The sequence below is a fragment of the Glutamicibacter sp. MCAF14 genome, from assembly GCF_052114325.1.
GTDB classification, from domain to species: Bacteria; Actinomycetota; Actinomycetes; order Actinomycetales; family Micrococcaceae; genus Glutamicibacter; species Glutamicibacter arilaitensis.
The window spans coordinates 350,709-376,590 of record NZ_JBFREO010000004.1; the positions used below are offsets into that span (position 1 = coordinate 350,709).

General features: G+C 61.8%; 23 protein-coding genes. 12 read left to right on the forward strand and 11 right to left on the reverse strand.

Features of this window, described 5'->3' with window-relative positions:
* The first annotated feature begins 25 nt into the window (after positions 1–25).
* Positions 26–1,315 carry a polysaccharide pyruvyl transferase family protein gene (locus tag AB4Y71_RS09035; RefSeq protein ID WP_441719797.1) on the forward strand — a complete coding sequence of 430 codons (1,290 nt, stop codon included), beginning with the start codon at positions 26–28 and terminating at the stop codon, positions 1,313–1,315.
* Positions 1,316–1,770: 455 nt separating this feature from the next.
* On the opposite strand, the gene AB4Y71_RS09040 is transcribed toward AB4Y71_RS09035, so the two are convergent.
* Entirely contained in the window at positions 1,771–3,423 is a 1,653-nt protein-coding gene (locus AB4Y71_RS09040) for a cell wall-binding repeat-containing protein (protein WP_441719800.1), read from the reverse strand.
* 292 nt (positions 3,424–3,715) lie between these two features.
* On the opposite strand from AB4Y71_RS09040, the gene AB4Y71_RS09045 reads away from it, so the two are divergent.
* Positions 3,716–4,072: a hypothetical protein gene (locus tag AB4Y71_RS09045; protein WP_441719803.1), complete on the forward strand. Its 357-nt coding sequence runs from the start codon at positions 3,716–3,718 to the stop codon at positions 4,070–4,072.
* A 119-nt stretch (positions 4,073–4,191) separates the two neighbouring features.
* On the opposite strand, the gene AB4Y71_RS09050 is transcribed toward AB4Y71_RS09045, so the two are convergent.
* Complete coding sequence (locus AB4Y71_RS09050) at positions 4,192–5,427, reverse strand: MFS transporter (RefSeq protein ID WP_441719806.1); 1,236 nt, start codon at positions 5,425–5,427, stop codon at positions 4,192–4,194.
* Positions 5,428–5,603: 176 nt separating this feature from the next.
* Here AB4Y71_RS09050 and ftsY point away from each other — a divergent pair, with 176 nt between their 5' ends.
* Positions 5,604–6,782, forward strand: a complete 1,179-nt coding sequence (gene ftsY, locus AB4Y71_RS09055) for a signal recognition particle-docking protein FtsY (protein ID WP_441719808.1) — start codon at positions 5,604–5,606, stop codon at positions 6,780–6,782.
* A 438-nt stretch (positions 6,783–7,220) separates the two neighbouring features.
* The gene (locus tag AB4Y71_RS09060; protein ID WP_441719811.1) at positions 7,221–9,353 is read left to right on the forward strand and encodes an acyltransferase family protein; all 2,133 of its coding nucleotides are present in this window, start codon (positions 7,221–7,223) and stop codon (positions 9,351–9,353) included.
* A gap of 64 nt (positions 9,354–9,417) precedes the next feature.
* Here the strand turns inward: AB4Y71_RS09060 and AB4Y71_RS09065 are convergent, their stop codons facing one another.
* The gene (locus AB4Y71_RS09065; protein WP_441719814.1) at positions 9,418–10,092 is read right to left on the reverse strand and encodes a DNA-3-methyladenine glycosylase; all 675 of its coding nucleotides are present in this window, start codon (positions 10,090–10,092) and stop codon (positions 9,418–9,420) included.
* A 109-nt stretch (positions 10,093–10,201) separates the two neighbouring features.
* Between AB4Y71_RS09065 and AB4Y71_RS09070 the strand changes: the two genes are divergently transcribed.
* The 5 genes from AB4Y71_RS09070 (at position 10,202) to AB4Y71_RS09090 (ending at position 16,487) form a co-directional block, all read left to right on the forward strand.
* A complete protein-coding gene (locus tag AB4Y71_RS09070; RefSeq protein ID WP_441719817.1) occupies positions 10,202–10,861 on the forward strand; it encodes a hypothetical protein in 660 nt (219 codons plus the stop codon).
* Between the two features lie 260 nt (positions 10,862–11,121).
* Complete coding sequence (locus AB4Y71_RS09075; protein WP_441719820.1) at positions 11,122–12,342, forward strand: ammonium transporter; 1,221 nt, start codon at positions 11,122–11,124, stop codon at positions 12,340–12,342.
* 235 nt (positions 12,343–12,577) lie between these two features.
* Entirely contained in the window at positions 12,578–14,680 is a 2,103-nt protein-coding gene (locus tag AB4Y71_RS09080; RefSeq protein WP_441719823.1) for a catalase, read from the forward strand.
* A gap of 97 nt (positions 14,681–14,777) precedes the next feature.
* Entirely contained in the window at positions 14,778–15,908 is a 1,131-nt protein-coding gene (locus AB4Y71_RS09085) for a YihY/virulence factor BrkB family protein (protein ID WP_441719826.1), read from the forward strand.
* A gap of 102 nt (positions 15,909–16,010) precedes the next feature.
* On the forward strand, positions 16,011–16,487 hold the full coding sequence (locus AB4Y71_RS09090) for a pyridoxamine 5'-phosphate oxidase family protein (protein WP_441719828.1): 477 nt from the start codon (positions 16,011–16,013) through the stop codon (positions 16,485–16,487).
* Positions 16,488–16,615: 128 nt separating this feature from the next.
* Here the strand turns inward: AB4Y71_RS09090 and AB4Y71_RS09095 are convergent, their stop codons facing one another.
* Entirely contained in the window at positions 16,616–16,807 is a 192-nt protein-coding gene (locus tag AB4Y71_RS09095; RefSeq protein WP_193058152.1) for a CsbD family protein, read from the reverse strand.
* Between the two features lie 260 nt (positions 16,808–17,067).
* Between AB4Y71_RS09095 and AB4Y71_RS09100 the strand changes: the two genes are divergently transcribed.
* Genes AB4Y71_RS09100 through AB4Y71_RS09110 form a run of 3 tightly spaced genes read left to right on the forward strand, consistent with a single transcriptional unit; the run spans position 17,068 to position 20,220 of the window.
* The gene (locus AB4Y71_RS09100) at positions 17,068–18,129 is read left to right on the forward strand and encodes an acyl-CoA dehydrogenase family protein (RefSeq protein ID WP_441719831.1); all 1,062 of its coding nucleotides are present in this window, start codon (positions 17,068–17,070) and stop codon (positions 18,127–18,129) included.
* Positions 18,123–19,493, forward strand: a complete 1,371-nt coding sequence (locus AB4Y71_RS09105; protein WP_441719834.1) for a PIG-L family deacetylase — start codon at positions 18,123–18,125, stop codon at positions 19,491–19,493. Before AB4Y71_RS09100 ends, AB4Y71_RS09105 begins: the two co-directional genes overlap by 7 nt.
* Positions 19,486–20,220 carry a glycosyltransferase gene (locus AB4Y71_RS09110; RefSeq protein ID WP_441719837.1) on the forward strand — a complete coding sequence of 245 codons (735 nt, stop codon included), beginning with the start codon at positions 19,486–19,488 and terminating at the stop codon, positions 20,218–20,220. Before AB4Y71_RS09105 ends, AB4Y71_RS09110 begins: the two co-directional genes overlap by 8 nt.
* Positions 20,221–20,326: 106 nt before the next feature.
* Here AB4Y71_RS09110 and AB4Y71_RS09115 read toward each other — a convergent pair whose 3' ends face one another.
* From AB4Y71_RS09115 to AB4Y71_RS09145, 7 genes are all read right to left on the reverse strand, one after another.
* Positions 20,327–20,653 (reverse strand): hypothetical protein, encoded by a 327-nt coding sequence (locus tag AB4Y71_RS09115; RefSeq protein ID WP_441719839.1) that lies wholly within the window; start codon positions 20,651–20,653, stop codon positions 20,327–20,329.
* A 357-nt stretch (positions 20,654–21,010) separates the two neighbouring features.
* The gene (locus AB4Y71_RS09120) at positions 21,011–22,438 is read right to left on the reverse strand and encodes a phytoene desaturase family protein (RefSeq protein WP_441719842.1); all 1,428 of its coding nucleotides are present in this window, start codon (positions 22,436–22,438) and stop codon (positions 21,011–21,013) included.
* Entirely contained in the window at positions 22,435–22,965 is a 531-nt protein-coding gene (locus AB4Y71_RS09125) for a hypothetical protein (RefSeq protein WP_441719845.1), read from the reverse strand. Before AB4Y71_RS09125 ends, AB4Y71_RS09120 begins: the two co-directional genes overlap by 4 nt.
* A gap of 120 nt (positions 22,966–23,085) precedes the next feature.
* Positions 23,086–23,700, reverse strand: a complete 615-nt coding sequence (locus AB4Y71_RS09130; protein WP_441719848.1) for a flavodoxin family protein — start codon at positions 23,698–23,700, stop codon at positions 23,086–23,088.
* A 43-nt stretch (positions 23,701–23,743) separates the two neighbouring features.
* A complete protein-coding gene (locus AB4Y71_RS09135; RefSeq protein ID WP_441719851.1) occupies positions 23,744–24,379 on the reverse strand; it encodes a cyclodeaminase/cyclohydrolase family protein in 636 nt (211 codons plus the stop codon).
* A complete protein-coding gene (locus tag AB4Y71_RS09140; protein WP_105657709.1) occupies positions 24,369–24,572 on the reverse strand; it encodes a DUF6480 family protein in 204 nt (67 codons plus the stop codon). The genes AB4Y71_RS09135 and AB4Y71_RS09140 overlap by 11 nt, the downstream gene beginning before the upstream one ends.
* 141 nt (positions 24,573–24,713) lie before the next feature.
* A complete protein-coding gene (locus tag AB4Y71_RS09145; RefSeq protein ID WP_441719854.1) occupies positions 24,714–25,439 on the reverse strand; it encodes an esterase/lipase family protein in 726 nt (241 codons plus the stop codon).
* Positions 25,440–25,882 lie beyond the last annotated feature (443 nt).

Sequence of the window (25,882 nt, forward strand, 5' to 3'; positions counted from 1 at the left end):
CTTTAGGATGAAAGTGGTGTGACGGGTGCAGGACAAAAATGAATCGCTAGCATCGATAGGATATGGACTCAAAAAACGTTCCGAGTCCAAACGGATTTTCAAAAAAATAACGATAGATGATTCCGAGCTCCTGGCAAATCTTCCGATCCTCGGATCAACAGTTGTCGTGCGTGTCGTCAACGACGAGCCGGGGTACATGGTTGGATTTATTGGGCAGACAACTTCTGCCTTGCAATGGCTCAACGATGTCATGGTTACTGCTGTAACAGTCGGATTCGACTCGAATGACGAACCAATGCACGTACTGCATCGACATGTCCCAATAAATAGTGTTCAAGAAGCGATTGTTGACGCTGCTAAACTCGCGTTGACTCTACGCCAGCAAGAAGAATCCGCAGATTTCGCGCGAGACAGTATTGCGCGTATGAACTGGTATTCAGCCAAGCTTAACTTCGGTGATTGGATCGGCCCGTACCTGGTGCATGCCATCACAGGACGTCAGCCTATCCAGGCAAACCGACCAGGGACAAGGCAACGAATCTTGTTCAGCGTTGGTTCCATAATTGGGAGAATTAACCAAGATAACGTTGACGTGTGGGGAAGCGGTTTAATGCGCCCACTTACGACAAAAGAAATCCAGGCGCGCAAGCACTTGAAGGGCATCGAAATCCATGCGGTCCGAGGTAAACTTTCCCGTCGTGAACTGCAGGAGAGTCTAGGGTGGAAAATACCAGAAGTTTATGGCGACCCTGCATTGCTCTTGCCCGATGTACTAAAACCGGAGAAATTGCCTCACAACGAGATCGCCGTTGTTCCGCACTATGTGCACCTGCCAAAGATCAACCGGGAGTCCATATCAGGCCGTATTGTCGATGTGCGTTCCGATGTCAGATCGGTCGTGGAAGAGCTAGCCGGTGCGAAAGCTGTCGTTTCGAGTTCACTTCATGGATTGATTATCGCTCAGGCATATGGCGTGCCGTGGGTATGGCTGGATGTAACTGATCACAAACTAGGGGGAGGAGATTTCAAATTCGAGGATTTCTTCAGCTGTCTCGATCGTGAGAAAGTTAGCCGAGTCCAAATCGACAAGGACGAACTCGGCACGCTGGATTTGGCGAAATTGGCTGAGTCGGCTTCTTTACCGGTGCTCCACATTGACTTATCCCTCCTGCGGGATGCGCTTCCGATCCAGCAAGGGCGCGAAGGCAAACTCGTCTACCGGGCAAATTCGGGCCATTCGTTTGGACCATTACGCCTAACGAGCAGGGTCATCCGTCGGGTAGAAAAGGCAGTCCGGCAGCTTGTACGTAACTGAAGACGCAGCTTGCTTAGATGTCAAAGATCTACCCAAGTAAGTAATTAGTGGTATATCGCTGCTATAGCGAGGCTCGCGCAGGGCTAGTTTAGGGAATCGGAAGTAACTCGGTGTTGCCATCGATTCGAAAGATCGTGAGGGTGCCACCAAGTCAAACGTGGGCTGAACTTTGATCCGCCTCATTTATACCTTCAAGAACGTACCGTGTCGTCGCTAGGTCCAGTTGCTACGTGGTATAGGGCGCAAAATTGAAGGATGCCTCGTGTTGAGTTAGTGCTCCCGACGATAACGCCGTATTGGTCAGGTCAACAAAATTCATGTAGGAACTGAGGCTGCAATTAACCGAATGATTCAGTCAGCGGCGTGATAGATGAGAAAGTGCACCTGCCTAACGCCAGGAAGGCTCAGCTGCGATAATGCCAGCTGAGCCGCCTTCGGCGCAAAAAGAAAGAAGGTCAGCAAATATTCTGCGTGCCGTCTCGTTTATAGGCAACTGTATCGTCAAGCGCTAAGGGCCCGCCGAGCAGTACATTGGTCCAGCCGTCCATTGATCGCATTGCGTTAGCCACGGAGGATGGCATACAAGTCTTCTTGCTCAACAACAGGGGTGCACCGTTGTATGAAGCAACGACGGCTCCGGTAAGACCGTCTGGAAAATCGGAAGCCGTGGCAATGAACTGGCGCTGGGCGCCATTGGGCCAGAACCTCTTCGCAATCAAGGCGCTGGTGTCGTAGCGCGTAGCACCTTGGAAACGAATAACCGCTGCATTTGGAACGGCATTCTTTACTTGGCGCTCCACTGTATCCGAAATCGCGATTGGACCACCAGCCATGTAGATATGGGAAGGATTAAGCCGTTTGAGCTCACGGATGGTACTTGCCGGCAAGGACGACTTCTTGGTTAGTAACATTGGCGATTTCTTGCCAGCTGCGACAGCAGCCAATGACATGGCATCTTCGAAGCGTTCACCGGTAGCGAGGTACACAGAGGAGGCTTTCGACCAGTTCCGAGAGATCTTTGCACTGGTGTCGTAAAGGTTGCTTCCCCAGACGCGGGTGACATTTCCGTAGGCTTTTAGCTCTGAGACTGTTTTGTCGCTAACGGCTAATGGTCCTCCGAGCACAATGATGTTGTTCGGGCGAAGACGTTTCAGCTCAGTGGTTACCGATGCGGGAAGGCTGCCTTTTTTGACGAGAAGCATCGGCGCATTCTTTAGCGTTGCAAGTGGGGAACCAGATAATGCGTCGGGGAAGCGCTCACCCGATGCGATGACGACCGTTGAGGGCTTTGAAGGAAATGTTCGCTTGGAAATATCAACGGGGGTGTCGAAGCGAGTGCGTCCATACATGCGTACTGGCATCAAACGCGTAGGCCATACATCCCTGTTGCCTAGGTAAGTGGTGGTCAGCTTGTATGCGGTGCTGCGTTGATTCTTGGCGAAGTCGCGCAGTGAGGTGAGATTACCGTTCCAAACGTTCGCGTCCACATCTTTGGTGGATCCCAGCAGATTGGAGTTGGAAGAATACTGCCATACGTTGAAGGTGATCCAACCTTCAGGAAGTTCGCGAGGATTCTTCGCTACGTTAGCGGTTGGGAAGATCGAGACATGCAGTGGCCAGGACTTGAAGGCAGTGGAATCTCCGGTGCACTCATCCCACCACGACTGAGCGGTATAGATCATTGGAAGGCGTCCGGTCTTAGCCTTGACGGTGTAGCCGAAATCCTTGATCCAGGTAACCATTTGGGATGGGCTCATGCCGTAGCACATGTCGCCCTTGCCATCTGGATACTGGGATTTGGAGTAGGGGTTCCATTCAATATCCAGCAGAGGCGGCATGGTGTAGCCGTCGTTGCTCCAGCCGCCGCCGTTGGCAACGAATTCCTCCGCCTGAGTGACTCCAGAGGAGTGAGCAGGCAATGCAAAGTGGTAGGCACCGCGAATGAGTCCGGCATTGCGCGAATTAGTATAATTCTCGCTGAACTTTGGATCTTTGTACAAGGACGAAGGCCAGGACTGGGTTGCCTTGATATATGCAAAACGTGCGCCATTAGCCTTGGCAGTGGCCCAATTAACCGTTCCCTGATGGCGGGAAACATCGATGCCCAAGGTACCAGGCGGACGCCACGTGCGCAACTCTTCTAATGAAGCTGGCGAAGCGAGATTTAGCTGGCGCTGCAGTTCATTTTCTGAGACATTCTCGTTCTCGGCCCCGGCAAGCTTTGCCAGACCGGCCAGCTCGTCCAGGGTAGGAACAGTGGGATCACCGGTTTCGGCTACACGCAGTGCACCCTGGCCCATCTGGGCATCCAAGCGTTCCATATCCAGCTCGGAAAGAGCTCGGTCAGCAAGCTTGGTACGTTCTTTGTTTGATAGCTCTTCGTTCTCCGCGAGTGCTTCAGTGATCATCAGCGACGCTGGAACAGAAGAGGGAGCCGCCGATTCCGTGGCAACGGGCTCTTCAACCGATGGCTCAACGCTCTGTGTCGCTGGCTCCGTAAGAGCCGGTACATCACTTGACGTTGACGCTGGGGTTGGCGCCGGTGCTTCTGCGGCCGGGCTGGTCTCAACAGTCGCTGTGGTGGCCTCAGAACTTGGAGATTCACCGCTGCTTTGCGTGCTCTGGACCGAAGACTCGGGGGCTGGAGCCGCGAAGCTTGGCCCGGCAGAAAGCGGGATTGATAGTGCAGCAACTACTGCGATGGATAATGCTTTGGATCGTCGTGTCCGGGAAGCCGGCATGGATTCTCCTGAATAATCGAGTGCGAGTGACATGGCCTAAGCCTTTGCCAGTATATCCATCTCTGGTAGGCAGCAGTATGCCTAAAGTTAATATTCCTAGCTAAATCAGGCCGGACTAAGACTAATCCTTGGAATTTATTCCACGAGTTTGACCGGTTTGATGGTCTTGGGAACCAGCAGCCAAGCGATTACCCCGACCAAGCCGACGACAGCTGAAATGTTGAAAGCTAGTTGGAAACTGATCATGTCAGCCATGGCTCCGGCCAGCAGAGGGCCGATAATCGAGCCAAGATCGGTGCACATCTGGAATCCGGCAAGTGCCTTGCCTCCGTTGCGCCCCGAACCAATGACGTCTGCTACCGATGCTTGCTGAGCCGGGCCTAGAAGACCGCCGCCAATGCCTGCCAGAACAGAGAAGACGATAAAGCCAACTAAAGAGGTGGAGTAGCCCATGGCGCCAATTGAAAGGAGCAGGACGCTCATACCGAGGATAACGGGAATCTTGCGGCCAATGCTGTCGGTGAGCCGGCCGGAGAACACCAGCGCGCAACCGTTGCCGATGGCGAAGACCGTCATGGAGATGCCTGCAGCCGTAGCGCCCATTGACTGGCCGAAAACGGCCAGGGCAAAGAGCGGAATCATGCTATTACGCACCCCGAATGCCAGCCAGCCGTAGCTGAAGCCGGAGAATAGGGCTGCGCGGTAGGCCGGGGAGGCCAATGCTTCTCGAGTAGTTACGACCTCAATGTCAGAATGCTTCGACCGCGGATTCGACGAGTCGGCATCAAGATCACGGCGGCGTCCCAACGCCATGTAGACCACACCGGCGGCAATGACCAAGGCAGTGCCGTAAATCAAGAACGGGATGCGCATCCCGAAGGGTGCAAGCAAGGATCCAAGAACCGGGCCGAAGACGTTGCCCAGCAAGAACGAGCCGGCGTACAAGCCGGAAATACGGCCGCGGGACTTATCCGGTGCCAGCCGGGCAATCAAAGCCATGGCGGAAATGGTGAACATGGTGGAACCGAAGCCACCAAGTCCTCGGGCAATTAGCAGCTGAGTGTAGTCCTGGACCACTGCGCAGAGCAGCGTGGAAAGCGCCACCAAGAGAACTCCGGTGACATAGATTTTCGGCTCTCCGAGCTTGCCCACCAGCGCCCCTGCCACCGGTGCAAAAATCAGGCGGGTAAAGGCAAAAATGCTGACAATGATGGTTGCCGCCGCATTGCCTACGTCAAAGCTCACCGCATACTGGGGGAGTATGGGAGCAATGAGTCCAAAACCCAATGCAATGATGAATGCCGCGACCAGTAAGACGCGTATCTCGTGGGGGATTGGCGCTCTAGCAGTACGGGTGGATTTCAAAGCCATATCTATTGGAAAGATGGTCCTGCCACTGAACAAGCAGTAACCGTCAGCCTTTCTGGAACGTTGATCAGGGCCAACTAGCCCACCTGCCAGTCTAGCCGCGAACGCAAAATCTACTCATGCTGGTCTTGTGCACCACATGGGCCCTAAATCGTTGGAGATATGAGACGATTTAAAGCGTGTCTGATTCGCTTATATTAACCATCATCATTGTCGCGGTTGTTGCCGTGGTGGCCATTGGCGCCATTGCCTTCGTCACCAAGGGCCGCAAGCCCAAGACCCCGTATACGTCTGAGCATGATGCGGACGACTTGCCGACTGGCCAGAGCGCTGAAGGCGATACTGATGCCGCAGCGGACACTGCCGGTGCAAGCGATGCTCCTGTTGCTGTTGAAGAACCACCTGCGCCTGCGGCTCAGCTGGACGTTCCGGAGCCAGTCCAAGGCCGCTTGGCTCGCCTGCGTGCGCGACTGACCAAATCCAACAACATGTTCTCCAAGGGCCTGTTGGCCCTGCTCAGCCAAGACTCGATTGACGAGGATGTCTGGGAAGAGATTGAAGAAAATCTTTTGATGGCGGACTTGGGAACCGAACCTGCCCTTGAACTTGTTGACGCGTTGCGTGAACGAGTCAAGATTGAAGGCAGCAAGGACCCTGTCCGCGTCAAGGAGATGCTCCGTGAAGAGCTGCTTAAGCTGGTAGATCCATCTTTGGATCGCAGCTACCTGCCAGCTCCGCACCCGGACCGCCCAAGCATCATCATGGTTGTCGGCGTCAATGGGGTAGGCAAGACCACCACCATCGGCAAGCTGGCGCGAGTACTCGTTGCTGAAGACAAGGACGTCCTGCTGGGCGCCGCCGATACCTTCCGTGCCGCCGCCGCCGAGCAGCTGGCTACCTGGGGCGACCGCGTGGGCGTGCCTACCGTTCGTTCCGAGATCGACGGCGCCGACCCGGCATCCGTTGCCTTTGAAGCCGTTTCCGCGGGCATCGAGCAGGAAGTCGACATCGTCATGATCGACACCGCCGGCCGCCTGCAGAATAAGGTCGGCCTGATGGACGAGCTGGGCAAGATCAAGCGCGTGGTCGAGAAGAAGGCCACCATTGACGAAGTCCTGCTGGTCCTCGATGCGACCACCGGGCAGAACGGCCTGCAGCAGGCCAAGGTCTTCTCCGAGGTTGTCAACGTTTCGGGCATCGTGCTGACCAAGCTCGATGGCACTGCCAAGGGCGGCATTGTCGTGGCTATCCAGCGTCAGCTCGGTGTTCCGGTGAAGCTGGTGGGATTGGGCGAGGGTCCGGATGATCTCGCGCCATTCAACCCGGAAGAGTTCGTGGACGCACTGCTCGAAGGCTAATCGATAATTCCATATTTCCTGATCTCCCCGCCATTTGAAACGGCGGGGAGATCTTGTTTAAGCGGGCACTGCGCATCTGCAATTCCTGCACAGAGCGGTTTTGTTCCTGTTGGGCCATCGGCGCACACAGGGCTTGGGATCAAGGAAATCTTGCAGTGAGGTCGATCACACCGCCTGATTCCGGGTCCGGAGCTTTCCTTGGAACCCCCGCGGAAAAGATCAAGTCAGCGAGCGAATAGAACTTTCCCGGCGCCCTCTGGCCGCAGGTCACCCAAGGAAGCAGTGACCAGCGCTACAGAAAACGTCCAGACTACTTGGGTAAAGATGTTTTCTGGGGAAGTGTGTCCCTTCAATCTGTACGCACTGCATGAGGGATACTCCGGTTGACTCTGGATGCCCCCGTGCGGCCAGACCAGCCGGTAAAGGATCCATCCAGAAGTGTCGTCGAACCAAGACCTGCCCATACCAGTCACGCAGGACCCTAAGCCCAGGGCTTTCCGCATGGACATCCAGGGCCTGCGCGCCATCGCCGTAGGTGTTGTTGTGCTGTACCACTTCTGGGGGCACTATCTGCCCGGCGGCTTCGTCGGGGTCGACGTGTTCTTCGTGATCTCGGGATTCCTGATCACTTCGCATCTGCTCGCCAAGCCGCCGAAGAATATTGGCGATGTCGTCAATTTCTGGATGAGGCGAGTCAAGCGGCTGATCCCTGCCTCCTTCTTGGTGATCCTGGCCAGCGTCTTGGGCATCTGGTTCTTCGCACCGTCCACGGTGTGGCAGGACTGGGGACTGCAAGCGATGGCCGCGACGTTCTACTTCCAGAACTGGTACCTGGCACTGACCAAGGTCGATTACCTTGCCGAAGGCGAAGCTCCAAGCCCCTTCCAGCATTTCTGGTCCCTGTCTGCAGAAGAGCAGTTCTATTTCGTATGGCCAATTCTGATCGGCGTGCTGATCTTCGCCGCAATCAAGTCCGGAATCAAGCCGGCAACCGCCGCGTTGGCCGGAATCAGCGCCGTCTTCGTGATTTCCTTCGGATACTCGCTATACGCAACCGCGACTGAACCGGGCAGCGCGTACTTCTCGACCTTTACCCGAGTCTGGGAATTCTCGGCAGGCGCCCTGGTGGCGGCCTCGGGAGCGCGTGCGCATGCGGCCAAGAAGGATGCGATGAGCTTGATCGGGTCGTGGGGCGGAGTCCTTGCCATCGCATTCAGCGCGGTGGCCTTTACCGGGCAGATGCCATTCCCCGGATACATTGCAGCGATTCCAGTATTCGGGACCGCACTGATCCTGCTCTGCCATTCCACGCACAAGTACTCGCCGAACATGTTCTTGAGCAGCAAGCCGTTCCAGTTCTTCGGTGACAATTCCTATGCCATCTATCTCTGGCATTGGCCGCTATTGATCCTGATGCCTTTCATGGTGGATGACTTCAAATGGCCCCAGAAGATCATTGCCCTCGTTTTGACGCTGGTCTTGGCTGTTTTGACGCAGAAGCTTGTCGAGGTTCGATTCCGTAAGTTCTTTGACGCCTCGGCACTGCTCACGGCGCCACGCTTCCTTGCCACGGGCAGCCTCGTCTTGGCTTTGGTTGCCGGAGCTTTCTACCTCAACACCGAACGCATTATCAATGACGCCCAAGACGTCGACAAGGCCTTGGCCCAGGTCGAAAAGGAGCTGGGCGAAGACTGCTTCGGTGCCGCGTCGCTCAGTGAATCATGCGGTGAAGCAGTGAATATCGAGACGGCCTACCAGCCGGTGGCTCCCGCCCCGGTAGTTGCGAAGACCGACAAGCCGGTTGTCTACAAGGATGATTGCTTCGCCAGCCAGGACGCCGACTACAAGGACCGCCCGGTATGCAACTACGGTGATGGCAAGATCAAGGTAGCACTGGTTGGAAACTCACATGCAGGCCAGTGGATTCCTGCCTTGGAACCTATGGCGAAGAAGAATGGATGGAGTATTGATACCTATTTGGCCAGCCGATGCGCAGTCATGGGCGAACCCCAGGTCTTTGACTCCAAGGCACGGGAAAAGGGCTGCGCTGATTATGGCAGCTGGGTGACCAAGCAGATCGAAAAGGAAGACTATGATCTGGTGATCAGCTCCAACCGCCAGTCCCTTCCGGTTTCCGGATACGAAATGGAAAACACCGCTGAGCCTGCCCAGAAGGCCTACGAAAAGATTCTCCAGGACTGGGCCGGCACCGGCGCCGCTGTAGCGGTCATCCGGGATACGTCCTTCCCGGGGGAGACCGTGGAGAATGTGCCTGACTGCGTGGCCTCCAGTGATGGCGAATTCAGCGAATGCAGTGGCGAGGCTAAGCAATGGATTCCGATGGATCCGCAAGCCGACGCGGTGAAGGTCCTGGATAAGCCGAATATTATTGATGTCGACATGAATGACCAGCTGTGCGAGGACGGACGCTGCTTTGCGGTAGTCGGTGGCATCGTGGCCTATTGGGACCACTCGCACCTGACCGAAACCTTTGCCGAATCCCTGTCCCAGACCCTGGAATCCCGGCTGAAGAAGGAACTGGATTCCAAGGAACTGTTCCCGGCAGCATAGGGCTTTGCCGCACCTTGCTCGATAGGCTCTGGCTTCAACGCATTAATTGCGTTGAAGCCAGAGCCTATTTTCGATTCCTGATGCCATTGACTGCCCCAGGCGCATCGCGGCCCGGGCGAAAAGCGGAAACGCTCGGCTCATCAGGCAGCCAGAATCGCCAGGGGAACTGCGGACCGCCGGCTATCCCCGCGACGCCAACACGGGGTCCGGTGTGCAAAGCCTCCGGGAGACCAGAGGCAGCATGGAGGGTAAAGGGTGCAGCGAACAGATCCAGCCCGTCATGCTCCAATCTCGTGAGTCCCAATGCGGTGGCCAAGTTCCCCGGTCCACGGGCCAGCTGGATTTCCGGGATGGGGTTGCGGGCGTAGCGGACGGGCCGCTTCTCCAGTCTTCGTGCGTGGGCCAGATCGGTGCCGGAAATAATTTCGCCAGAACGTATCAGCACCCCGGACGCAGCTCCTGGCGGTGAGCAAACGAAATTCAGGGCGTAGTGCATTCCATAGGTGAAGTACACGTACGCGTGCCCGGGTTCCAGGAACATGGACGCGTTGCGTTCGGTTTTCCTGTCCTTCGAGTGGCTGCCCGGGTCATAGGGCCCTGCGGTTCCCAGGCCCATGTACGCTTCGGTTTCGGTGATGCGCACGCTGACCGGTCCGTCAATGGAATCCACGGTGAGTACTGCCCCAAGCAACCGGGGCGCAACGTCCAAGGCATCGGGCAAGAAGAAAGATCGGTCCATGCTTCCAGTGTGCCTGCTCCAGCTAAATTGTCCCCGGCCCCTGTAAGGATCATGGGTACTTGAAACTTGGGGGTTCAAGCAACTCGCACTCGTGAAATGGGAAATGAGCATGAAGAGGTTCTTAGTAACTGCAACCGCACTGGCCGGAATTCTATCGCTGGCTGCCTGCGGGGTATCGGCAGAAGAGTTCGAGGCTGCGCAAGCCTCGAGCGCAGCCATAGCTGCTGAAAAGGAAGCACTGCAAGCCCAGCTGGCAGAAACCGAAACGCAATTGGCCCTGGCCGAGGAAGAAGCAGCAGAGCTTCGCGCAGCCGAGGAAGAACGCTCAGCAGCCGCAGAAGCCCAGAAGGCACGCAAGGCGAAGGAAAAGGAAGACAGGGAAGTTGCGGCCGCGGCGGAAAAAGCCAAGGCCAACAAGGCCAAGAAGGTCACCAAGCGGGCTCTGGCGCAAATCGTGAAGCAACCGGACTCGCACATCGATGAGAATGTGATTCTCTACGGTTTGGTCACCCAGTTCGACTCCGCGACCGGTCCCTGCACCTTCCGGGCCGAGCTGAGCCACGCGCAGGTGGGCAAATACGACTACGAGCACAATTCGATGTTCACTGCCGGTGACGGCCTGGCGGACTGCGAGGCGCTGGATGACATCGTGGCCGAGGACATTGTCCAAATCACCGCCACGGTGACCGGATCCCTGAGCTACGACACGACCATCGGCGGATCCACTACGGTGCCGAAGTTCCAGGTCGTGAAGATCCAGCGCCTGTAGCCGCTGCCGGAGTCCGCCTCGCCAGCCGGGCATCAGCAGAAAGCACTTTCTGCTGATGCCGGGCTGTTCTTTTGACCGTCGGCCAGCAGTACCGTGAACTGCTCGAAACGGCGGCGAAACATTGCCGAGAAGCAAACGTTACCCCCGGCAGGAACTTGATACACAGCGGAAACGAAGCAGCGCGTGTTCGGAAACATCGGGCGCGTTAGATAGTCATAACACCACTGATACACCGAATACCTTGAGGGGAAGTGATCCACATGGAGTTGGATGTAGCCAGCTTATGGATCCTGATAGCTGCCGCACTCGTATTGCTGATGACACCGGCACTGGGACTTTTCTACGGCGGCATGACTCGCGCCACCGGCGTGGTGAACATGATGCTGATGAGTTTCTCCGCCGCGGCGATCACCGCCGTTGTCTGGGTGCTCTGGGGCTACTCGTTCTCCGCCGGGGAACCAGCCATCGCCGGAATCGTCGGCAATCCAATCAGCGACTTCGCCATGCACAACACCGAGCAGCCCGAATTGCTCGCCGCCGGATTCGCCGGTACCTTCGCCATGATCTCGGTAGCCATCATCTCCGGAGCCATCGCCGACCGCGCCCGCTTTGCGCCATGGCTGTTCTTCGTCCCGCTGTGGGTCACCCTGGTGTACGCACCGGTGGCCTTCTGGGTCTGGGGTGGAGGCTTGCTCTCAGCAGACGGATTCCTGGGCAGCATCTTCGGCGAAGCCATTGACTTCGCCGGCGGCGCAGTGGTCCACACCAACGCAGGTATCGCAGCCCTGGTCCTGGCCCTGAAGTTGGGCCAGCGCCACAACTTCCACGATCGTCCGCAGCCGCACAACACCCCGCTGGTCATGCTCGGTGCCGGCCTGCTGTGGTTCGGCTGGTTCGGTTTCAATGCCGGTGCGGCGACCACCGTCGAGCAGGCTGGACTCATCTGGGTCAACACCCTGGCAGCTCCGGGTGCGGCCGTCCTTGGCTGGATCCTGGTAGAAAAGCTTCGCGGTTCCCGCCCCAGCTCGCTGGGTGTCGCGTCCGGCCTGGTGGCCGGCCTGGTCGCCATCACCCCTTCCTGTGCAGATGTGGCCCCTTGGGCCGCGATGCTGCTGGGCGTCCTGGCTGGCGCCGGTGCAGCCTGGGCAGTGAACCTGAAATGGAAGCTGGGCTACGACGACTCGCTGGATGTTGTCGGCGTGCACCTGGTCGCCGGCTTGATCGGAACCCTGTTCCTGGGCTTCTTCGCCCTGCCAACCGAGGAGAGCGCTGGCGGACTGTTCTACGGCGGAGGCGTCGCCCAGCTGATCGCCCAGGCAGCCACCCTGATTGTGGTCATGGTCTTCTCCGCGGTGATGACCTGGGTCATCGCCACGGTCATTGGAAAGTTCAGCCCATGGCGTGTCGCGGCAGATATCGAGATTGCCGGTATCGACGAGGCTGAACACAACGAAAATGGTTACCAGCTGGTTTCCAAGTAAGGAGTGGAATCTGGACAATAACGCAACACAAGCACGAGGGGCAGGGCGTTTCTGAAACGTCCTACCAGGACCGCCGGTGGGCCATGCAGCCACCGGCGGTCTTGGCGTATGCGCACCCTTTTTCCATGCACATGTGTAAATCATGGGAATTGGACAGCGTGCTGGCATCGAAGGCGTACCGGCCCCTAGCGTGGCATTCACCAGCCGATTAATCCCAAGCAGCTAGGAGAGTGCCATGGCCAGCGAACCACAACAGCAAGCAAGCCCGGGAGGGGAACCGGTCTTGTCCGGCCCCGGCCAGGACAGCGAATTCCTGACCACCAACCAGGGAGCTCCCGTCAGCGATACCGACCATTCGCTGAAAGCCGGAGAGCGCGGGCCCACCTTGCTGCAGGATCACCACCTGCGCGAGAAGATCATGCATTTCGACCACGAGCGGATTCCGGAGCGCGTGGTCCATGCCCGCGGGGCTGGCGCCCACGGCTCCTTCATCAGCTACGGCAACGCCTCCGAGCTGTGCCGGGCCGATTTCCTCAAGCCCGGGAAGCAGACCCGGGTCTTCGTGCGGTTCTCCACCGTGGTCGGTTCCCGCGGCTCGATGGACACGGCCCGCGACACCCGCGGCTTTGCCACGAAGTTCTATACCGAAGAGGGCATTTTCGACCTGGTGGGCAACAACATCCCGGTGTTCTTCATCCAGGACGGCATCAAGTTCCCGGATCTGGTCCATGCCGCGAAGCCGCACCCGGATACCGAGATCCCGCAGGCGCAATCGGCCCACGATACCTTCTGGGATTTCGTCTCCCTGCATACCCCTGCTCAGGCCCACGTGATGTGGCAGATGAGCGACCGCGCGATACCCCGCTCGTTGCGCATGATGGAAGGCTTCGGCGTGCACACCTTCCGCATGGTCAACGAGGCGGGCAAAGCGTCCCTGGTGAAGTTCCATTGGAAGCCCAAGCTCGGCGTGCACTCGCTGGCCTGGGAAGAGTCCCAGCTGGCCGCCGGCGCGGATCCGGACTTCCACCGCCGCGATCTGGCCGAAGCCATTGATGCCGGAGCCTACCCCGAATGGGAACTGGGCGTGCAGATTTTCCCCGACGACGGTTCGGGGGTCTTCGAGGGCATCGACCTGCTGGATCCGACGAAATTCGTGCCAGAAGAACTGGCCCCGGTCCAGCCGCTGGGCAAGATGGTGCTGGACCGCAACCCGGAGAACTACTTCGCGCAGACCGAGCAGGTGGCCTTCCACCCCGGCCATCTGGTTCCGGGCATCGACATCAGTGACGACCCGCTACTGCAGGCACGGCTCTTCTCCTACCTGGACACCCAGCTAACGCGCTTGGGCGGGCCCAACTTCGCGCAGATCCCGATCAACGCTCCGGTGTCCCCGGTCAATGACATGTTCCGCGATGGCTTCCACCAGCACCGGGTGCCCAAGGGCATCGCACCGTACAAGCCGAACTCGCTGGATGGCGGCTGCCCCTACATGTCGCAAGTGGTTTCCGGGCAGCAGCCTCCGCTGGATTTCCCGCAGCCGGTGCCTGAAAGCAAGAAGGTGCGTTCTGAGCCTGCCAGCTTCTCTGACCATTACAGCCAGGCCCGCTTGTTCTACATCAGCTTGTCGGCCGTTGAACGCGCCCATGTGCAGCAGGCCTACTCCTTCGAGCTGGGCAAGTGCACCGATCCGGTGATCCGCCAGCGGCAGGTGGAATGCCTGGCCAGGATCGATGCCCAGCTGGCCGCCGGTGTCGCCAAGGCACTGGGCTTGCCTCAGCCGGCAGCCATGGAGCTGTCTGACCCGATAGCCAGTCCCGCGCTTTCGCAGATCGGGAAGTCCTGGCCGGTGGACGGGCGCAAGGTCGGGGTGGTGTTCAATACCGGCAACCACCAGCACGTGCCGGGAATCGCCCAAGCGTTGACCGAACGCGGCATGTCCCCGCTGCTGGTCTCGGCCTCCGGCGGCGAAGTGGCTCCCGGGTTGCCCATTGACCGCACCTACCTGACGGCGCGGTCCATCGAATTCGATGCGCTGGTGCTCATCGGCCCGCTGCCTCCGGCCCCTGATGCTTCGGTTGCCCTGGATGCCAAGGCCGGTGCCGCCGGCGCGGGCGGGGTTCCCCTCGACCCGCGTGTGGCATTGCTGGTGACTGAGGCCTACCGGCACAACAAGGCCATCATCACCCTGGAAGGGCTCTCCGATGGCCTGCTCCAGGCAGTCGGCCTGGAAGATGATGCCCCGGGCATTGAACTGGTCCAGGTAGACGGGGTTGCCGACAGCGCTCAACAGCTGCTGTCCACCCACCGTGCGTGGGAACGTTTCCCGGTCAAGGACTAGCGCACCCAGGCGGGCGCGGCGCGGCCGGTGCATCAGCTGGTGCGCCTGCGCGCCGGCGCTGCCCGCTGGCACAAGTAATTGTTGAGGAGATTTGCACATGACTTCAGAATCCGAGAGCCATGATGGAAAAGGCAGCGCGGGCGCAACGGCTGCGAAAGCCAGGCGTGCTCCGGCACCCGATGCCGAATCCAAACCCGATTCCCCGCCGGATATGCACTCCAGGTCATGGAAATACGCGGCCAAGCGCTCCATCAGGGAATTCTCCCGGAAGAAATGCACGGATATGGCGGCCTCGCTGACCTATTTTGCGATGCTCTCCATTTTCCCGGCCCTGCTGGCGGTAGTCTCCCTGCTCGGAGTTGCCGGCCAGGCGGAGAACATGACCCGCAACATCCTCTCGCTGATCCAGGAACTGGCCAGCAAGGAAGTGGTCGAAACCCTGCGCCAGCCCATCGAGCAGCTGGCGTCGGCCCCGTCGGCAGGCCTGGCGCTGATTGCCGGTCTGCTCGGTGCGCTATGGAGCGCCTCGGGGTATGTCGGGGCGTTCGGACGGGCCATGAACCAGATCTACGAGGTGGACGAAGGCCGCCCGTTCTACAAGCTGCGCCCGCTGATGCTGCTGCTGACGCTGGTGCTTCTTGTGGCCGTGTCCGTGCTGGGGATGCTGCTGATCGTCTCCGGACCGCTGGCCCAGGCGCTGGGCAACGCCATGGGGCTGGGCGAGGGCGCGGTGGCGATCTGGAATATCGCCAAATGGCCGGTGATCGTGCTGTGCGCGATTGTGCTGGTGGCCGTGCTCTACTACGGGGCTCCCAATGTGAAGCAACCGAAGTTCCGCTGGATCAGCCTCGGCTCGGCCATCGCGCTGCTCGTGCTGGCGGTAGCGACCGTGGGCTTCTTCTTCTACGTTTCGAACTTCGGCAACTACAACAAGACCTACGGCGCCATCGGCGGGGTCATCGTGCTGCTGCTGTGGCTGTGGATCGCCAACCTCTCGCTGCTGTTCGGCGCGGTCTTCGACGCGGAAGCCGAGCGCGGGCGCCAGCTGCAGGCGGGGATTGCCGCCGAGCGCTCGGTCCAGCTTCCGCCGCGGGATACCAAGGCCAGCATGAAGCAGGAGGAAAAAGAAGAGCAGGACATCAGCGACGGGCGGCAGCTGCGCTTTGCCAGCGAGCTGGACGCCGAAGAGCAAGCGGATCCGGATTCCAGGCGGAACCCGGAAAGCTGAGCAGGAGCCGAAGCTGGCAATCGCCTGGGCGCCCCTTGGCGCGGGCCGGCACCTCGGTAGCGTGTGAAACGACCAGATCATTCCAAGACAAAGGAGCTCATCATGGCCAACGACGAAGCAAGCAAAGTCATCAGCATCATCAAGGACCTGCGGATCGCCATGGTCACAACCCACAGCGCTGGACGGCTGGCCAGCCGCCCCCTGACGCTGATTGAAGCCACCGACGAAGGAGAGCTCTGGTTCTTCTCCACCGCCGACGCCGGAATTGTCCAGGAAATCCGGGCCCAGGGACTGGTCAATGCCGCGTTCAGCGGATCCAAGGCGTGGGTGTCGGTCAGCGGCCACGCTGAAGTGGTGCTCGATGTCGCCAAGAAGAAGGAATTGTGGAACGCCGCGGTGGAGACCTTCGCCAGCGAAGGCCCGGAATCTGCGCAGACAGTGCTGCTGCGCATCGATGCCGACTCCGCTGAATACTGGGAGAATCCCGGCGGGGCGGCGAGCCTGGTGGCTGGCTGGGTGAAGCAGAAACTCACCGGAAAACCTGCCGAGCCCGGGGACTCGAATAGCGTCGAACTCTAGGGCGCCGAAAACCGCCAACGGCCGCTGCTCCGAATTCCCGGAGCAGCGGCCGTATCGCTGTGCACATTGCCTGGCGCAGAGCTATGCCCCATGGATACGCATCCATGGGGCATAGCTGGTAGTGCGGTTTAGGACAGGTCGTCTCTGACATCCTTGGCGGCGTCCTTGACGTGTTCACCTGCCTGCTTTGCCTTGGCTGCGGCCTGGTCCTTCACGCCTTCGGCTTGCAGACGCTCATTATCAGTGGCATCGCCGTAGGCCTCCTTGGCCTTGCCAGATGCTTCCTGGGCCTTGTTCTGGATCTTGTCTCCAATTCCCATGATTCTTACCTCCTGTGTGGATCTGGTTACTGACAATTTGAACTATAGGGCAGATTGCAAATCGGGGTCCCGAAGCTGAAAGTTTGCTTGCGGCCAACTTTGCAGATCATCACAGTGCCGCCTTCGCGGCGGTTAATCCCCTAAGCTGGCTCGCTGCGTTGCGTGGTCCTTTGCGGTTATCAGGAGTCATTCAGCTGGGCCGGGCACGAATGGGCCGTGACCTAGACTGGCCAAAAGTTCCGCGTAGAGAAGGAGAGCTGATGGACCAGCGGCCGGTGTCGTTTAGTGCAGCCGAACCAGGATCCCGCCCCCGCAACAGCGAGTCATGGTGGGGCGCCGAAGAAGCGGTGCGTGCGGCCGCCGTGCGCTGCGAGGGCAATCCGGAAGCGATGCTGCGTACGCTGGAAAGCTCGGGGGAGGAACCTCCGGTGCCAGCGGCCGGCCAGACCCAGCGCCTGTGGGAACTGCTGGCCTCCGTGGCCGCCACCGACCTGGTCGCGGCCAGGACGCTGGAACCGCATTTGGATGCCGCGGGAATCCTGAGCCAGGCGGGCATGTCGTGGCCGGCCGGCACTGCATGGGGCGTTTTCGCCGCGCAGCCGCCCAACGCCACCCTGGAAGCGGTTCGCCAGTCCGGCGGGGGATGGGAGCTGAATGGCACCAAGCCCTGGTGCTCGTTGGCCGCGCAGCTGACCCATGCCCTGGTCACCGCCCCCACGCCCGATGGTGGCCGGCTATTCATGGTTTCCTTGCGGCATCCGGGTGTTGAACCGGTATCGGATGCCTGGGTCAGCCGCGGCATGGCGCAGCTGCCCAGCGGCAGCGTGAACTTCACCGGCGTGCCGGCCCAACCGGTGCAGGACGCCGGCTGGTACCTGTCCCGTCCCGGGTTCGCTGTCGGGGGCGTTGGCGTGGCCGCCTGCTGGTTCGGGGCAGCGGTGGGAATCTACCGCCATCTGCTGCGCAGCGTCCAAGCGCGCACCCCGGATCAGCTGGCCCTGGCCTGGCTCGGCGAAGCGGACCGCTTGCTGGCCGGCTGCGCCGCACTGCTGGAACAGGCCGCCGGGCTGGCCGATGCCGGAGCGCTGGATGCCATTTCGGCCCATCGGGTCCGCGGCCAGGTGGCCGGGGCCTGCGAGCGGGTGCTGCAACTCAGCGGCCAAGCCACCGGCCCGGGCCCGCTGACCGCCGATGAGGAGCATGCGCGGCGCGCAGCAGACCTGGGCATCTATCTGCGCCAGCACCACGCGGCCCGCGACGACGCGGCGCTGGGCCAGTTGATTGCGGACCGTGCCGGCATGGAAGGCGGCAGCGCATGGTGAACTTCACGCATGAGGACCAGGGAACCTCTGCAAGCTGCTGGCAGCAGGCTGGGCTTGAGCGGATCGCCGCACTGGATCCGGAGAAGCTCTTCCACGCAATCGCATCGGTGATTGTCCTGGCCGCCCACCCGGATGACGAGACGCTGGGAGCCGGAGGGCTGATCCGCATGGCACTTGGCCGTGGGATCGATGTCCACGTGATCGTCTGCAGCTTCGGGGAAGCCTCGCACCCGGACTCCACCACACACTCCGCCGCCCAGTTGGCCGCGCTGCGCCAGGCCGAGCTGGCCGAGGCCATGGACACGCTGCGCGCACAGGGACCGGGCAGCGGAACGCTGCATCTGCACTGCTTGGGCCTGGGCGACGGGAAACTCGAAGCGCAGCAGGAGCAGATCCGCGCCGCCCTTGAGCAGCACGCCGGCGAGCGCTGCCTGATCGCCAGCACCTACCGCGGCGACGGGCACCCGGACCACGAAATCCTGGGCCTGATCGCGGCGGACTGCGCCCTGGCGCACAATGCCTGCCACCTGGAATTCCCCATCTGGTTCTGGCACTGGGCGCAACCGGGCCGGCAGCCCAGCTTCAGGCATTGGCGCCGGCTGGCCCTGGATGCCTCCAGCGAGGATGCCAAGGCCCGCGCCCTGGAAGCCCACCGTTCCCAAACCCGGCCGCTCTCCGCCCTGCCAGGAGACGAAGTCCTCCTTAGCGAAGGCTTCCTGCAGCATTTTTCCCGCGGTGCCGAGATCTTCCGCGCCACCTGGCCTGGCCACAAGGATGCCGCGTCGGCTCCTGCGGTGTTCGAGGAGCTCTACGGGCAGCGCGAAGATCCGTGGGAGTACCGCAGCAGCCGCTACGAGCAGCGCAAGCAGCAGATCCTGCTCGCCTCCCTGCCCCGGGAGCAGTATGCGGCGGTTCTGGAGCTGGGATGCTCCATCGGGGTGCAGAGCGCCGAACTGGCCCGCCGCAGCACCAGCCTGCTGGCGGTGGATGCCAGCGCTACCGCGTTAGCCCAGGCCCGGCGTGCCGTGGCCGGAATGGAGCATGTCAGCTTGCTGCAGGCCACGGTGCCCCGGCAATTTCCGCAGCTGGAGCCGGGAAGCGTGCAGCTGGTAGTGCTCAGCGAGATCGGCTATTTCCTGGCCGCCGATGAACTGGAGCAGGTGCTCGCCGCCAGTGCTGCCGCACTGGAAGCCGGCGGAGAGCTGGTGCTCTGCCATTGGCTGCATCCCATTGAAGGCTGGCCGCTGGACGGGGAGGATGTGCACCGGATGGCGGGAGACCTGGGGTGGGAGCGCATCGTGGAGCATCGCGAGGCCGATTTCCTGCTTGAAATACTGCGCAAGCCCGCTGGTGCCCATGGGTAGGCAGCTGACGGCCATGGCGGTCATCATCCCGGCCCATGACGAAGAAGAACGCCTGGACCGTTGCCTGGATTCGGTGCGCGCGGCCATGGACCGGTTGGCGTGTGCCCGCCCGCAGGTGCAGGTCCGGGCCATCGTGGTTGCCGATAGCTGCACCGACCGCACGGTACAGGTTGCCCAGCGGCAGATCGGCGCAGATCGGCGGATCAGCTTGCTGCAGGCCAGCTTCGGCAATGTCGGAGCCAGCCGGGCTGCCGGGGCGCGCCACGCCCTGGCCTGCCTCGGCGCGTACGCGGACCCGAGCGCCATCTGGCTGGCCAGCACCGACGCGGATACCTGCGTCGCCGAGCATTGGCTGGAGGGCTTTGCCACCCTGCACGCCGGCGGGGCCGATGTGGTGGCCGGAACCGTGGAACCGGACCGCGGCGAACTCGATGAGCACATCTTCGCCTTATGGGAGCAAGCCTACCGGCCGATCGAGGGGCATGGCCATATCCACGGCGCGAACTTCGGGGTGTGCGCTGCTGCCTACCTGGATGTTGGAGGCTTCGAGCCCTTGGCGGCCCGAGAGGATGTGGCCTTGGTCGAAGCGCTGCGCCGCGCCGGCTACCGGGTCCAGGCCACGGCCCGGCTGCAGGCGATCACCTCGGGGCGCTTGCGCGGGCGGTTGCGCGAGGGCTTCGCAGACTATCTTGCCGCGCTGGATCACCGGATGCTCCACGCCCGGTAGCGCCCAAGTAAGCGGTCCCGGTCCCTGGCATAGAAACAGCCCCCGGGGAAGCTGCGCGGATGCGCGGTTTCCCTGGGGGCTGTACCCGTTGCGGCGGTGCTTGCTGTTACACGCTGCTGCCGGCCTCCTGCGTGGCGTACCTGTGTCCCAGCATGCTGGCGTCGAAAGGTGGAATCGCGTGGGCGAGCGCAGTGTATTGCCAGTACTTCACGCGGAATGCAGCCATTCCGCTGTGCTCGGCCTGGCCGAACAGATCCTTGATCTTGCTGCGCGGCGCGCTGGCCTGAACCACTTCCAAGACTGGAGAAGGCTCGGAAATGTGCAAGAACTTCAGTTCCTCGGTCTGCGGTTCAACCATCGCGACCAGCACTGGCCGCTTGTGCACCGAGACCAGGCCCATCACATCATCGAGCGCTTCCAAAGGCTGTGTCATGACCACTGGCATTCCTTGGGTCCAGCCATAGCTGCTCAGATGCCTTCTTCCCTCGCGTGATCCCAGCAGCTCTGCTACGCGCAACGCGGTCTGGGACCTGACTAGCCTTCCTGGCATGTGAACTACCCTCCACTTCTAGACGATACTTCTCACTTCAACAATGCAGTTATCTGTCCCTCCGGACTGGGCAGCGTGGCCCTTGAAATGCGCTGTGGACCATGCGGCCAGCGGTGGGGACTTGATAAAAAATTATCATTGGCCCACCAAGTTGTTGCGAACAGGCCGCGATTCTGAGGAAATTCCCAGACTTTATTCTCTACTAGTCAATATCCTATTCAGCTACCGTGGTTGCGAGGCTCAGTGCCGCCCAAGATCACGCAGCGCCCGGTGCGCCGCATGCCAGCCGGCCATGCCATGCACCCCGCCGCCCGGAGGGGTGGAGGAGGAGCACAGGTACAGTCCCGGCACGCCAAGCGAATAGGGATTCAGCGAGGGCGAGGGGCGGAAGAACTGCTGGGTGCCGGCCAGTGATCCGCCGCCGATATCCCCGCCGACCAGATTCGGATTCCAGGCCTGCAGCTGAGCCGGGCCGGTGACTACCCGCTGCACGATCCGGTCCTTGAAGTCCGGCGCGAACCGCTGGATCTGCGCATCGATGAGCGCCCCGGCATCCCCGTCATAGCCTTGGGGCACGTGGGCGTAGGACCAGATGACCTGGCGGCCGGCCGGGGCGCGCGAGGCATCGGCGCTCGAAGGCTGGACCACCATCACGAACGGGCGTTCGGGCATTGACCCGGCGGCGACCTGGCGCTCGGCCAAGGCCAGCTCGGCGGCATCGCCGATCACATGCACGGTGCCGGCCTGCGCGGTGCGCGCATCCTTCCAGGGGATCGGTCCATCGAGCAGGTAGTCCACCTTGTAGGCCGCGGTGCCATAGCGCCAGCGCTCGAACCGCCGGCGCAGGCGTGCCGGGAGCTGGTCGCCGGCGAGCTGCACCGCTTGGCGGGGCGTGGCATCCAGGAAGGTGAGGTCCGCATCGGGAAGCTGCGCGAGGTTAGTGATCTGGTGCCCGGTATGGATCTGCACCCCCAGCCCGTCGAGCACCCGCAGCAGCGCGTCGATGATGCTGCCGGTGCCGCCGTGCGCCACCGGCCAGCCCCAGGATTGGCCCAAGGCCCCGAAGAGCGCGCCGAATCCCGAGGTGAACGGGTGGGAGAGCGGCAGCATGGAATGCGCGCTGGATCCGGCGAAGAGCGCCGCGGCCTGCCGGGTCCGGAACGCGGCGGAAGCCAGCAGCTTCGCCGGCGGCAGCGCGCGCAGCCCGAAGCGTGCCATGAGCACCGGATGCGGCGGGATGCCCAGCAGCGGGCTGGTGGCGTTGTCCAGGATCTCCTGCGGATGGCGCACCAGCGGGCCATGCAGCAGCTGCCAGATCTTCCGGTCTGCGGGGAACTGCGCCATGGTGGCTTCGAGGTCCTGGTGCAGGAAGACCGACTCGGCGTCGTCCAGCGGGTGGGCCAGCGGATAGCCGTGGAAATCCCACTGCAAACCATGTCCGGCCAGATCGAAATGCGCGAAGGCGCGGCTGCCATAGGCGAAGGGGTGGGCGGCAGCTCCCAGATCCACGATGGTGCCTTCGCCCAGCGTGCTGCCGGAGGCCGCGGCACCGCCGGGATGGGCATTGCGCTCGAAGACCTGGACGTCGAATCCCTGCTCGGCCAGGACCGCCGCGGCGACCAGCCCATTGGGGCCGGCGCCAACAATGTTCGCTTTCTTTGGTGTCATGGGCGGTGTTCCCCCTGTTCATCGTGCACCTGCGGGGCGAAGCGCTCGGGCCACGTCTCGTCGCTGAGCGCCTTGAGCTGGCTGATCTGCGACTCGGCACGGTGCGACAGGTCCTGCAGCAGCGCCTGGTCCAGGCGCGGATCATGGGGCAGCATCAGCAGCAGCGTCTGCCACATGCGCAGCTTCGCGTTGAGCAGGCCGGTGAGCACATCGAGCTGCACCTGCGCGGCGGCCAGCTTGCGCATGCGCAGCGGATTGAACGGGTTGACGTGCCCGGCGAGCTTGGCCGCCGGAGCGAGCAGGCGGGCCATCGGCCGCTTGGTGCAGCCCAGCCGGTCCATGATCCGCTTCAGGTCATCCTGATCTGCTTTGACCTGCTGGTGCAGCGATTCGAAACGCTGGGCATAGGCGGTGTCCGCCCAGGTGCCGTGGGCGGCCTTGAAGTGGTTCAGCCCGGATTCGGAGCCCAGCAGGTGTTCGCTCAGGTACCGGTGCAAGGTCGTCTGGTCGATGGTGTTGTGCGGCATGGGCCCGTCCTTAGTTCTCGCCTGGGGTTGCAGTCTTCTGCTGGCTGAAATGCTAGGGCACCATCGGCCACCGGCCAATGGGCGTCAGCTGATCTGCAGGTTGCACCCAGCATCCGGCGGCTAGGGGGCCGGGAATGGCTGGGCCTTGAGCAGCCGCGCCAGATGGGCTGCGTTGCGCGTGGCGATCTGCGTGGCGTTGGCCGTGACCTGCGGGGTCTGGTCCAGATCTTGGTAGTCGGTGGTGTGCATGGCCTGCCCCACCCAATAGGTGGAGCCCTGGGCCGGCAGGGTGAACCCGACATCGGCCAGACCCTGGCCCAGCTCCGCAATCACGTGGTGCGCGCCGTCCTCATTGCCCACCACGGCCACCACGCCCACCTTGTCGAAGAGGATCGGGCGGCCCTGCTCGTCGGTCTGGGACAACTCGGCATCCAGCCGTTCCAGCACCCGCTGGGCAAGGCTCGAGGGGTGGCCTACCCAGATCGGGGTGGCCAGCACCAGGATGTCCGCGGCCAGCAGCTTCTGCCGGATCCCCGGCCACTGGTCGCCGCCTCCCATGTCCTTGAGCACTCCGGGCTTTACGTCGAAATCGGCAATGCGCAGGATCTCGGAGTGGACCTGGTGCTCCTCGAATTCCGCCGCCACCTGCCGGGCCAGCAGATCGCTGCTGGAGGCTTTGGGCGAAGGGGAAAGGGTGCAGACCAGGATCAGTGCATTAATTGGTTTCTGGGCCATGGCTATCATTCCTTGTCGTCGAGGGTGCTCCCGGGCAGCAGGATCAGCGCTTGATGCGTGCATCAACGCGTGCGGCCAGCTGCGCGGCGGTCTGCATCGCCCGCTCCAGCGATGCTGCGGTATCCCATAATCCGGAGTGCTGCGCGTGCGCCGGGCCGGAGGGCAGCTGGGACAGGTCGTAGCGCAGGTTGCTGCTGGCGGCCTGCAGCACTGCGCGGACCATGCCCAGCGCGGCGGCAACATCGGCCACCAATTGCGGTTTCGCATGCTGGTCAAGCCAGCGCAGGTCATTCACGGCGGTCATGGCCAGCGCACCAAGTGCGGCCGAGGATTTCGCGGCCTGCAAGCAGGCCGCGGCGAGCTGACGGTCGCGCTGCTCCGAGGGCGGTTGCGCGGAGGCTTCCCCGAAATCCGCGGAGGCCTTGGCATCCCGGTCGGCCATGCCCAGCGCGTCGATCCGCAGCTGCTTGGCCCGGGCCTGCAGGCCGGCGAGCTCTGTGTGGGCGGGTCCGGAGGCCGAGACGTAGCCGGCGGACATGGACATCAGCGCGGCGGCGGCACCGAGCATCAGTGCCGCCGCCGCTCCGCCGCCCGGGTTCCCGTCCGACTCGGCCAGCTCTTCAAGCCAGCGTCCAATGCGCGCCTCGCTGATCGGACGCTGCGGGCCGCTATTCGCCATGCCCCTGGTCTTGGCTCATCGAGCCTTCACCGGGCGGGGTTTCGCCCGGCGGCACCGAACCGCCCGGCTCCAGTCCGGTAATCAGTTGCTGCTCCGGGTCGGGGTTGGATGTGGCTGCGGCTTCGCGATTGGCCTCTTGGGCTTCATCCAACTGTGCGTCGGGCTGCGACGCGGAGGATTCCTGCGGGTCCATCGGCTGCTCCTGTCTGCATCTGGGCTGCGGGCTGGGGATCCAGCCCTTGTCCGCTCACGCTAGGCCAGGGCCCCGGCGGGCTCAACAGCACCGGGCGATTCACACGGAACGCACGGATTGCGGTGCGCTGCCTGCCGGAATTCAGCTGGCCGGAGGCAATCCAGGTGCCAGGTGCTTGAGCACTGCGGCGTGCAGGCGCGCATCGGCCAGCAATCGGAAATGCCCCAGTGTAGGCAGCTTGATGTTGGTGGCGCCGGCCAGGTCGCAGCCACCGGGGATGTGCGGGTCGAAGCTGCTGTAGATGGAGATGATCCGGGAATTCACGCTCAGGTTGGCCGAGAGCTTGAGCAGGCCCTGGTCGTTGGGGGACAGCGAACGCAGGGAGCGGACCGGCGCATAGCGCGCATAGCGCGAACCGGAGAAGGGGGTGCCAATGGCGATCATCCGATTGATCCGGTAGCCCTGCGGCGAGGCGGACATCAGGTACTTGCCGATCAGTCCGCCCTTGCTGTGCGCCACCAGCACCGCATCATCGAGCTGCGCCCGGTCCAGATAGCGGGAGACCACCTGGGACATCTCCGGCACCGTGCCGCGGTTGAAGCCGAGCTGCGGGATCACGTGCACCGGGTGGCCGGCCTGGTGCAGTGCGTTGGCCAGCGGGAGCAGGAATTTCCAGGATTCCCAGATTCCCGGAATCAGCACCACCGGTTCGGCTGCCGGATGGCAGCCGGAGCGCAGCCGGCCGGCCTCCGCACTTGGCAGCAGCGAACGCAGCTGCCAGGCACCGGCATAGAGATAATCCTGCAGCCAGGCGCGGAACAGGACCGCCCACCGCGATAGCCTGCTGGACAGGGTGCTGGTCTCCACCGGTGCTCCTTTGCTGCGTGTTGCGCTGTGGGACCGGTTGCGCCGCGACGGGGTCCCAAGAGCATTATCACCACATGAGTAGGGCTGAGTCCGGCAGCGACATTGCCCGGCCCGGGGAATTCCGGGCGTGGGGCCGCCCTCCAGCCCGCTGCGGTGGCGAGCCGAAGCGCTCTTCATGGCCCATGCCAGCCCACGAGCCAGGTGGGGCTCTAAAAAGTTCAGCCCGAATCGGGTTATCAGCAGGTGTTGACTGGCCTGGCGAGGCATGGTGATTTGGCGGATTCCGGGGTGCTTCGGGCCTCGCCCAGGTACCGAGTCCGCATCGAGCCGGTACTGGATTTCAACGCACGTGGCGTGGCCGCGATGGCGCGGAGGGGAAAGAGGCGACGCATGGAATCCTCACGCTGCTGACGAAGGCTTCGACTAGCCATGGATTGATCATC

What these genes read in the sequence shown, in the direction of transcription:
- AB4Y71_RS09050 (WP_441719806.1), bottom strand. Translation starts at nt 5,427, where the DNA reads ATGGCTTTGAAATCCACCCGTACTGCTAGAGCGCCAATCCCCCACGAG.
- AB4Y71_RS09065 (WP_441719814.1), bottom strand. Translation starts at nt 10,092, where the DNA reads ATGGACCGATCTTTCTTCTTGCCCGATGCCTTGGACGTTGCGCCCCGG.
- AB4Y71_RS09070 (WP_441719817.1), top strand. Translation starts at nt 10,202, where the DNA reads ATGAAGAGGTTCTTAGTAACTGCAACCGCACTGGCCGGAATTCTATCG.
- AB4Y71_RS09075 (WP_441719820.1), top strand. Translation starts at nt 11,122, where the DNA reads ATGGAGTTGGATGTAGCCAGCTTATGGATCCTGATAGCTGCCGCACTC.
- AB4Y71_RS09080 (WP_441719823.1), top strand. Translation starts at nt 12,578, where the DNA reads ATGGCCAGCGAACCACAACAGCAAGCAAGCCCGGGAGGGGAACCGGTC.
- AB4Y71_RS09085 (WP_441719826.1), top strand. Translation starts at nt 14,778, where the DNA reads ATGACTTCAGAATCCGAGAGCCATGATGGAAAAGGCAGCGCGGGCGCA.
- AB4Y71_RS09090 (WP_441719828.1), top strand. Translation starts at nt 16,011, where the DNA reads ATGGCCAACGACGAAGCAAGCAAAGTCATCAGCATCATCAAGGACCTG.
- AB4Y71_RS09095 (WP_193058152.1), bottom strand. Translation starts at nt 16,807, where the DNA reads ATGGGAATTGGAGACAAGATCCAGAACAAGGCCCAGGAAGCATCTGGC.
- AB4Y71_RS09100 (WP_441719831.1), top strand. Translation starts at nt 17,068, where the DNA reads ATGGACCAGCGGCCGGTGTCGTTTAGTGCAGCCGAACCAGGATCCCGC.
- AB4Y71_RS09105 (WP_441719834.1), top strand. Translation starts at nt 18,123, where the DNA reads ATGGTGAACTTCACGCATGAGGACCAGGGAACCTCTGCAAGCTGCTGG.
- AB4Y71_RS09110 (WP_441719837.1), top strand. Translation starts at nt 19,486, where the DNA reads ATGGGTAGGCAGCTGACGGCCATGGCGGTCATCATCCCGGCCCATGAC.
- AB4Y71_RS09115 (WP_441719839.1), bottom strand. Translation starts at nt 20,653, where the DNA reads ATGACACAGCCTTTGGAAGCGCTCGATGATGTGATGGGCCTGGTCTCG.
- AB4Y71_RS09120 (WP_441719842.1), bottom strand. Translation starts at nt 22,438, where the DNA reads ATGACACCAAAGAAAGCGAACATTGTTGGCGCCGGCCCCAATGGGCTG.
- AB4Y71_RS09125 (WP_441719845.1), bottom strand. Translation starts at nt 22,965, where the DNA reads ATGCCGCACAACACCATCGACCAGACGACCTTGCACCGGTACCTGAGC.
- AB4Y71_RS09130 (WP_441719848.1), bottom strand. Translation starts at nt 23,700, where the DNA reads ATGGCCCAGAAACCAATTAATGCACTGATCCTGGTCTGCACCCTTTCC.
- AB4Y71_RS09135 (WP_441719851.1), bottom strand. Translation starts at nt 24,379, where the DNA reads ATGGCGAATAGCGGCCCGCAGCGTCCGATCAGCGAGGCGCGCATTGGA.
- AB4Y71_RS09140 (WP_105657709.1), bottom strand. Translation starts at nt 24,572, where the DNA reads ATGGACCCGCAGGAATCCTCCGCGTCGCAGCCCGACGCACAGTTGGAT.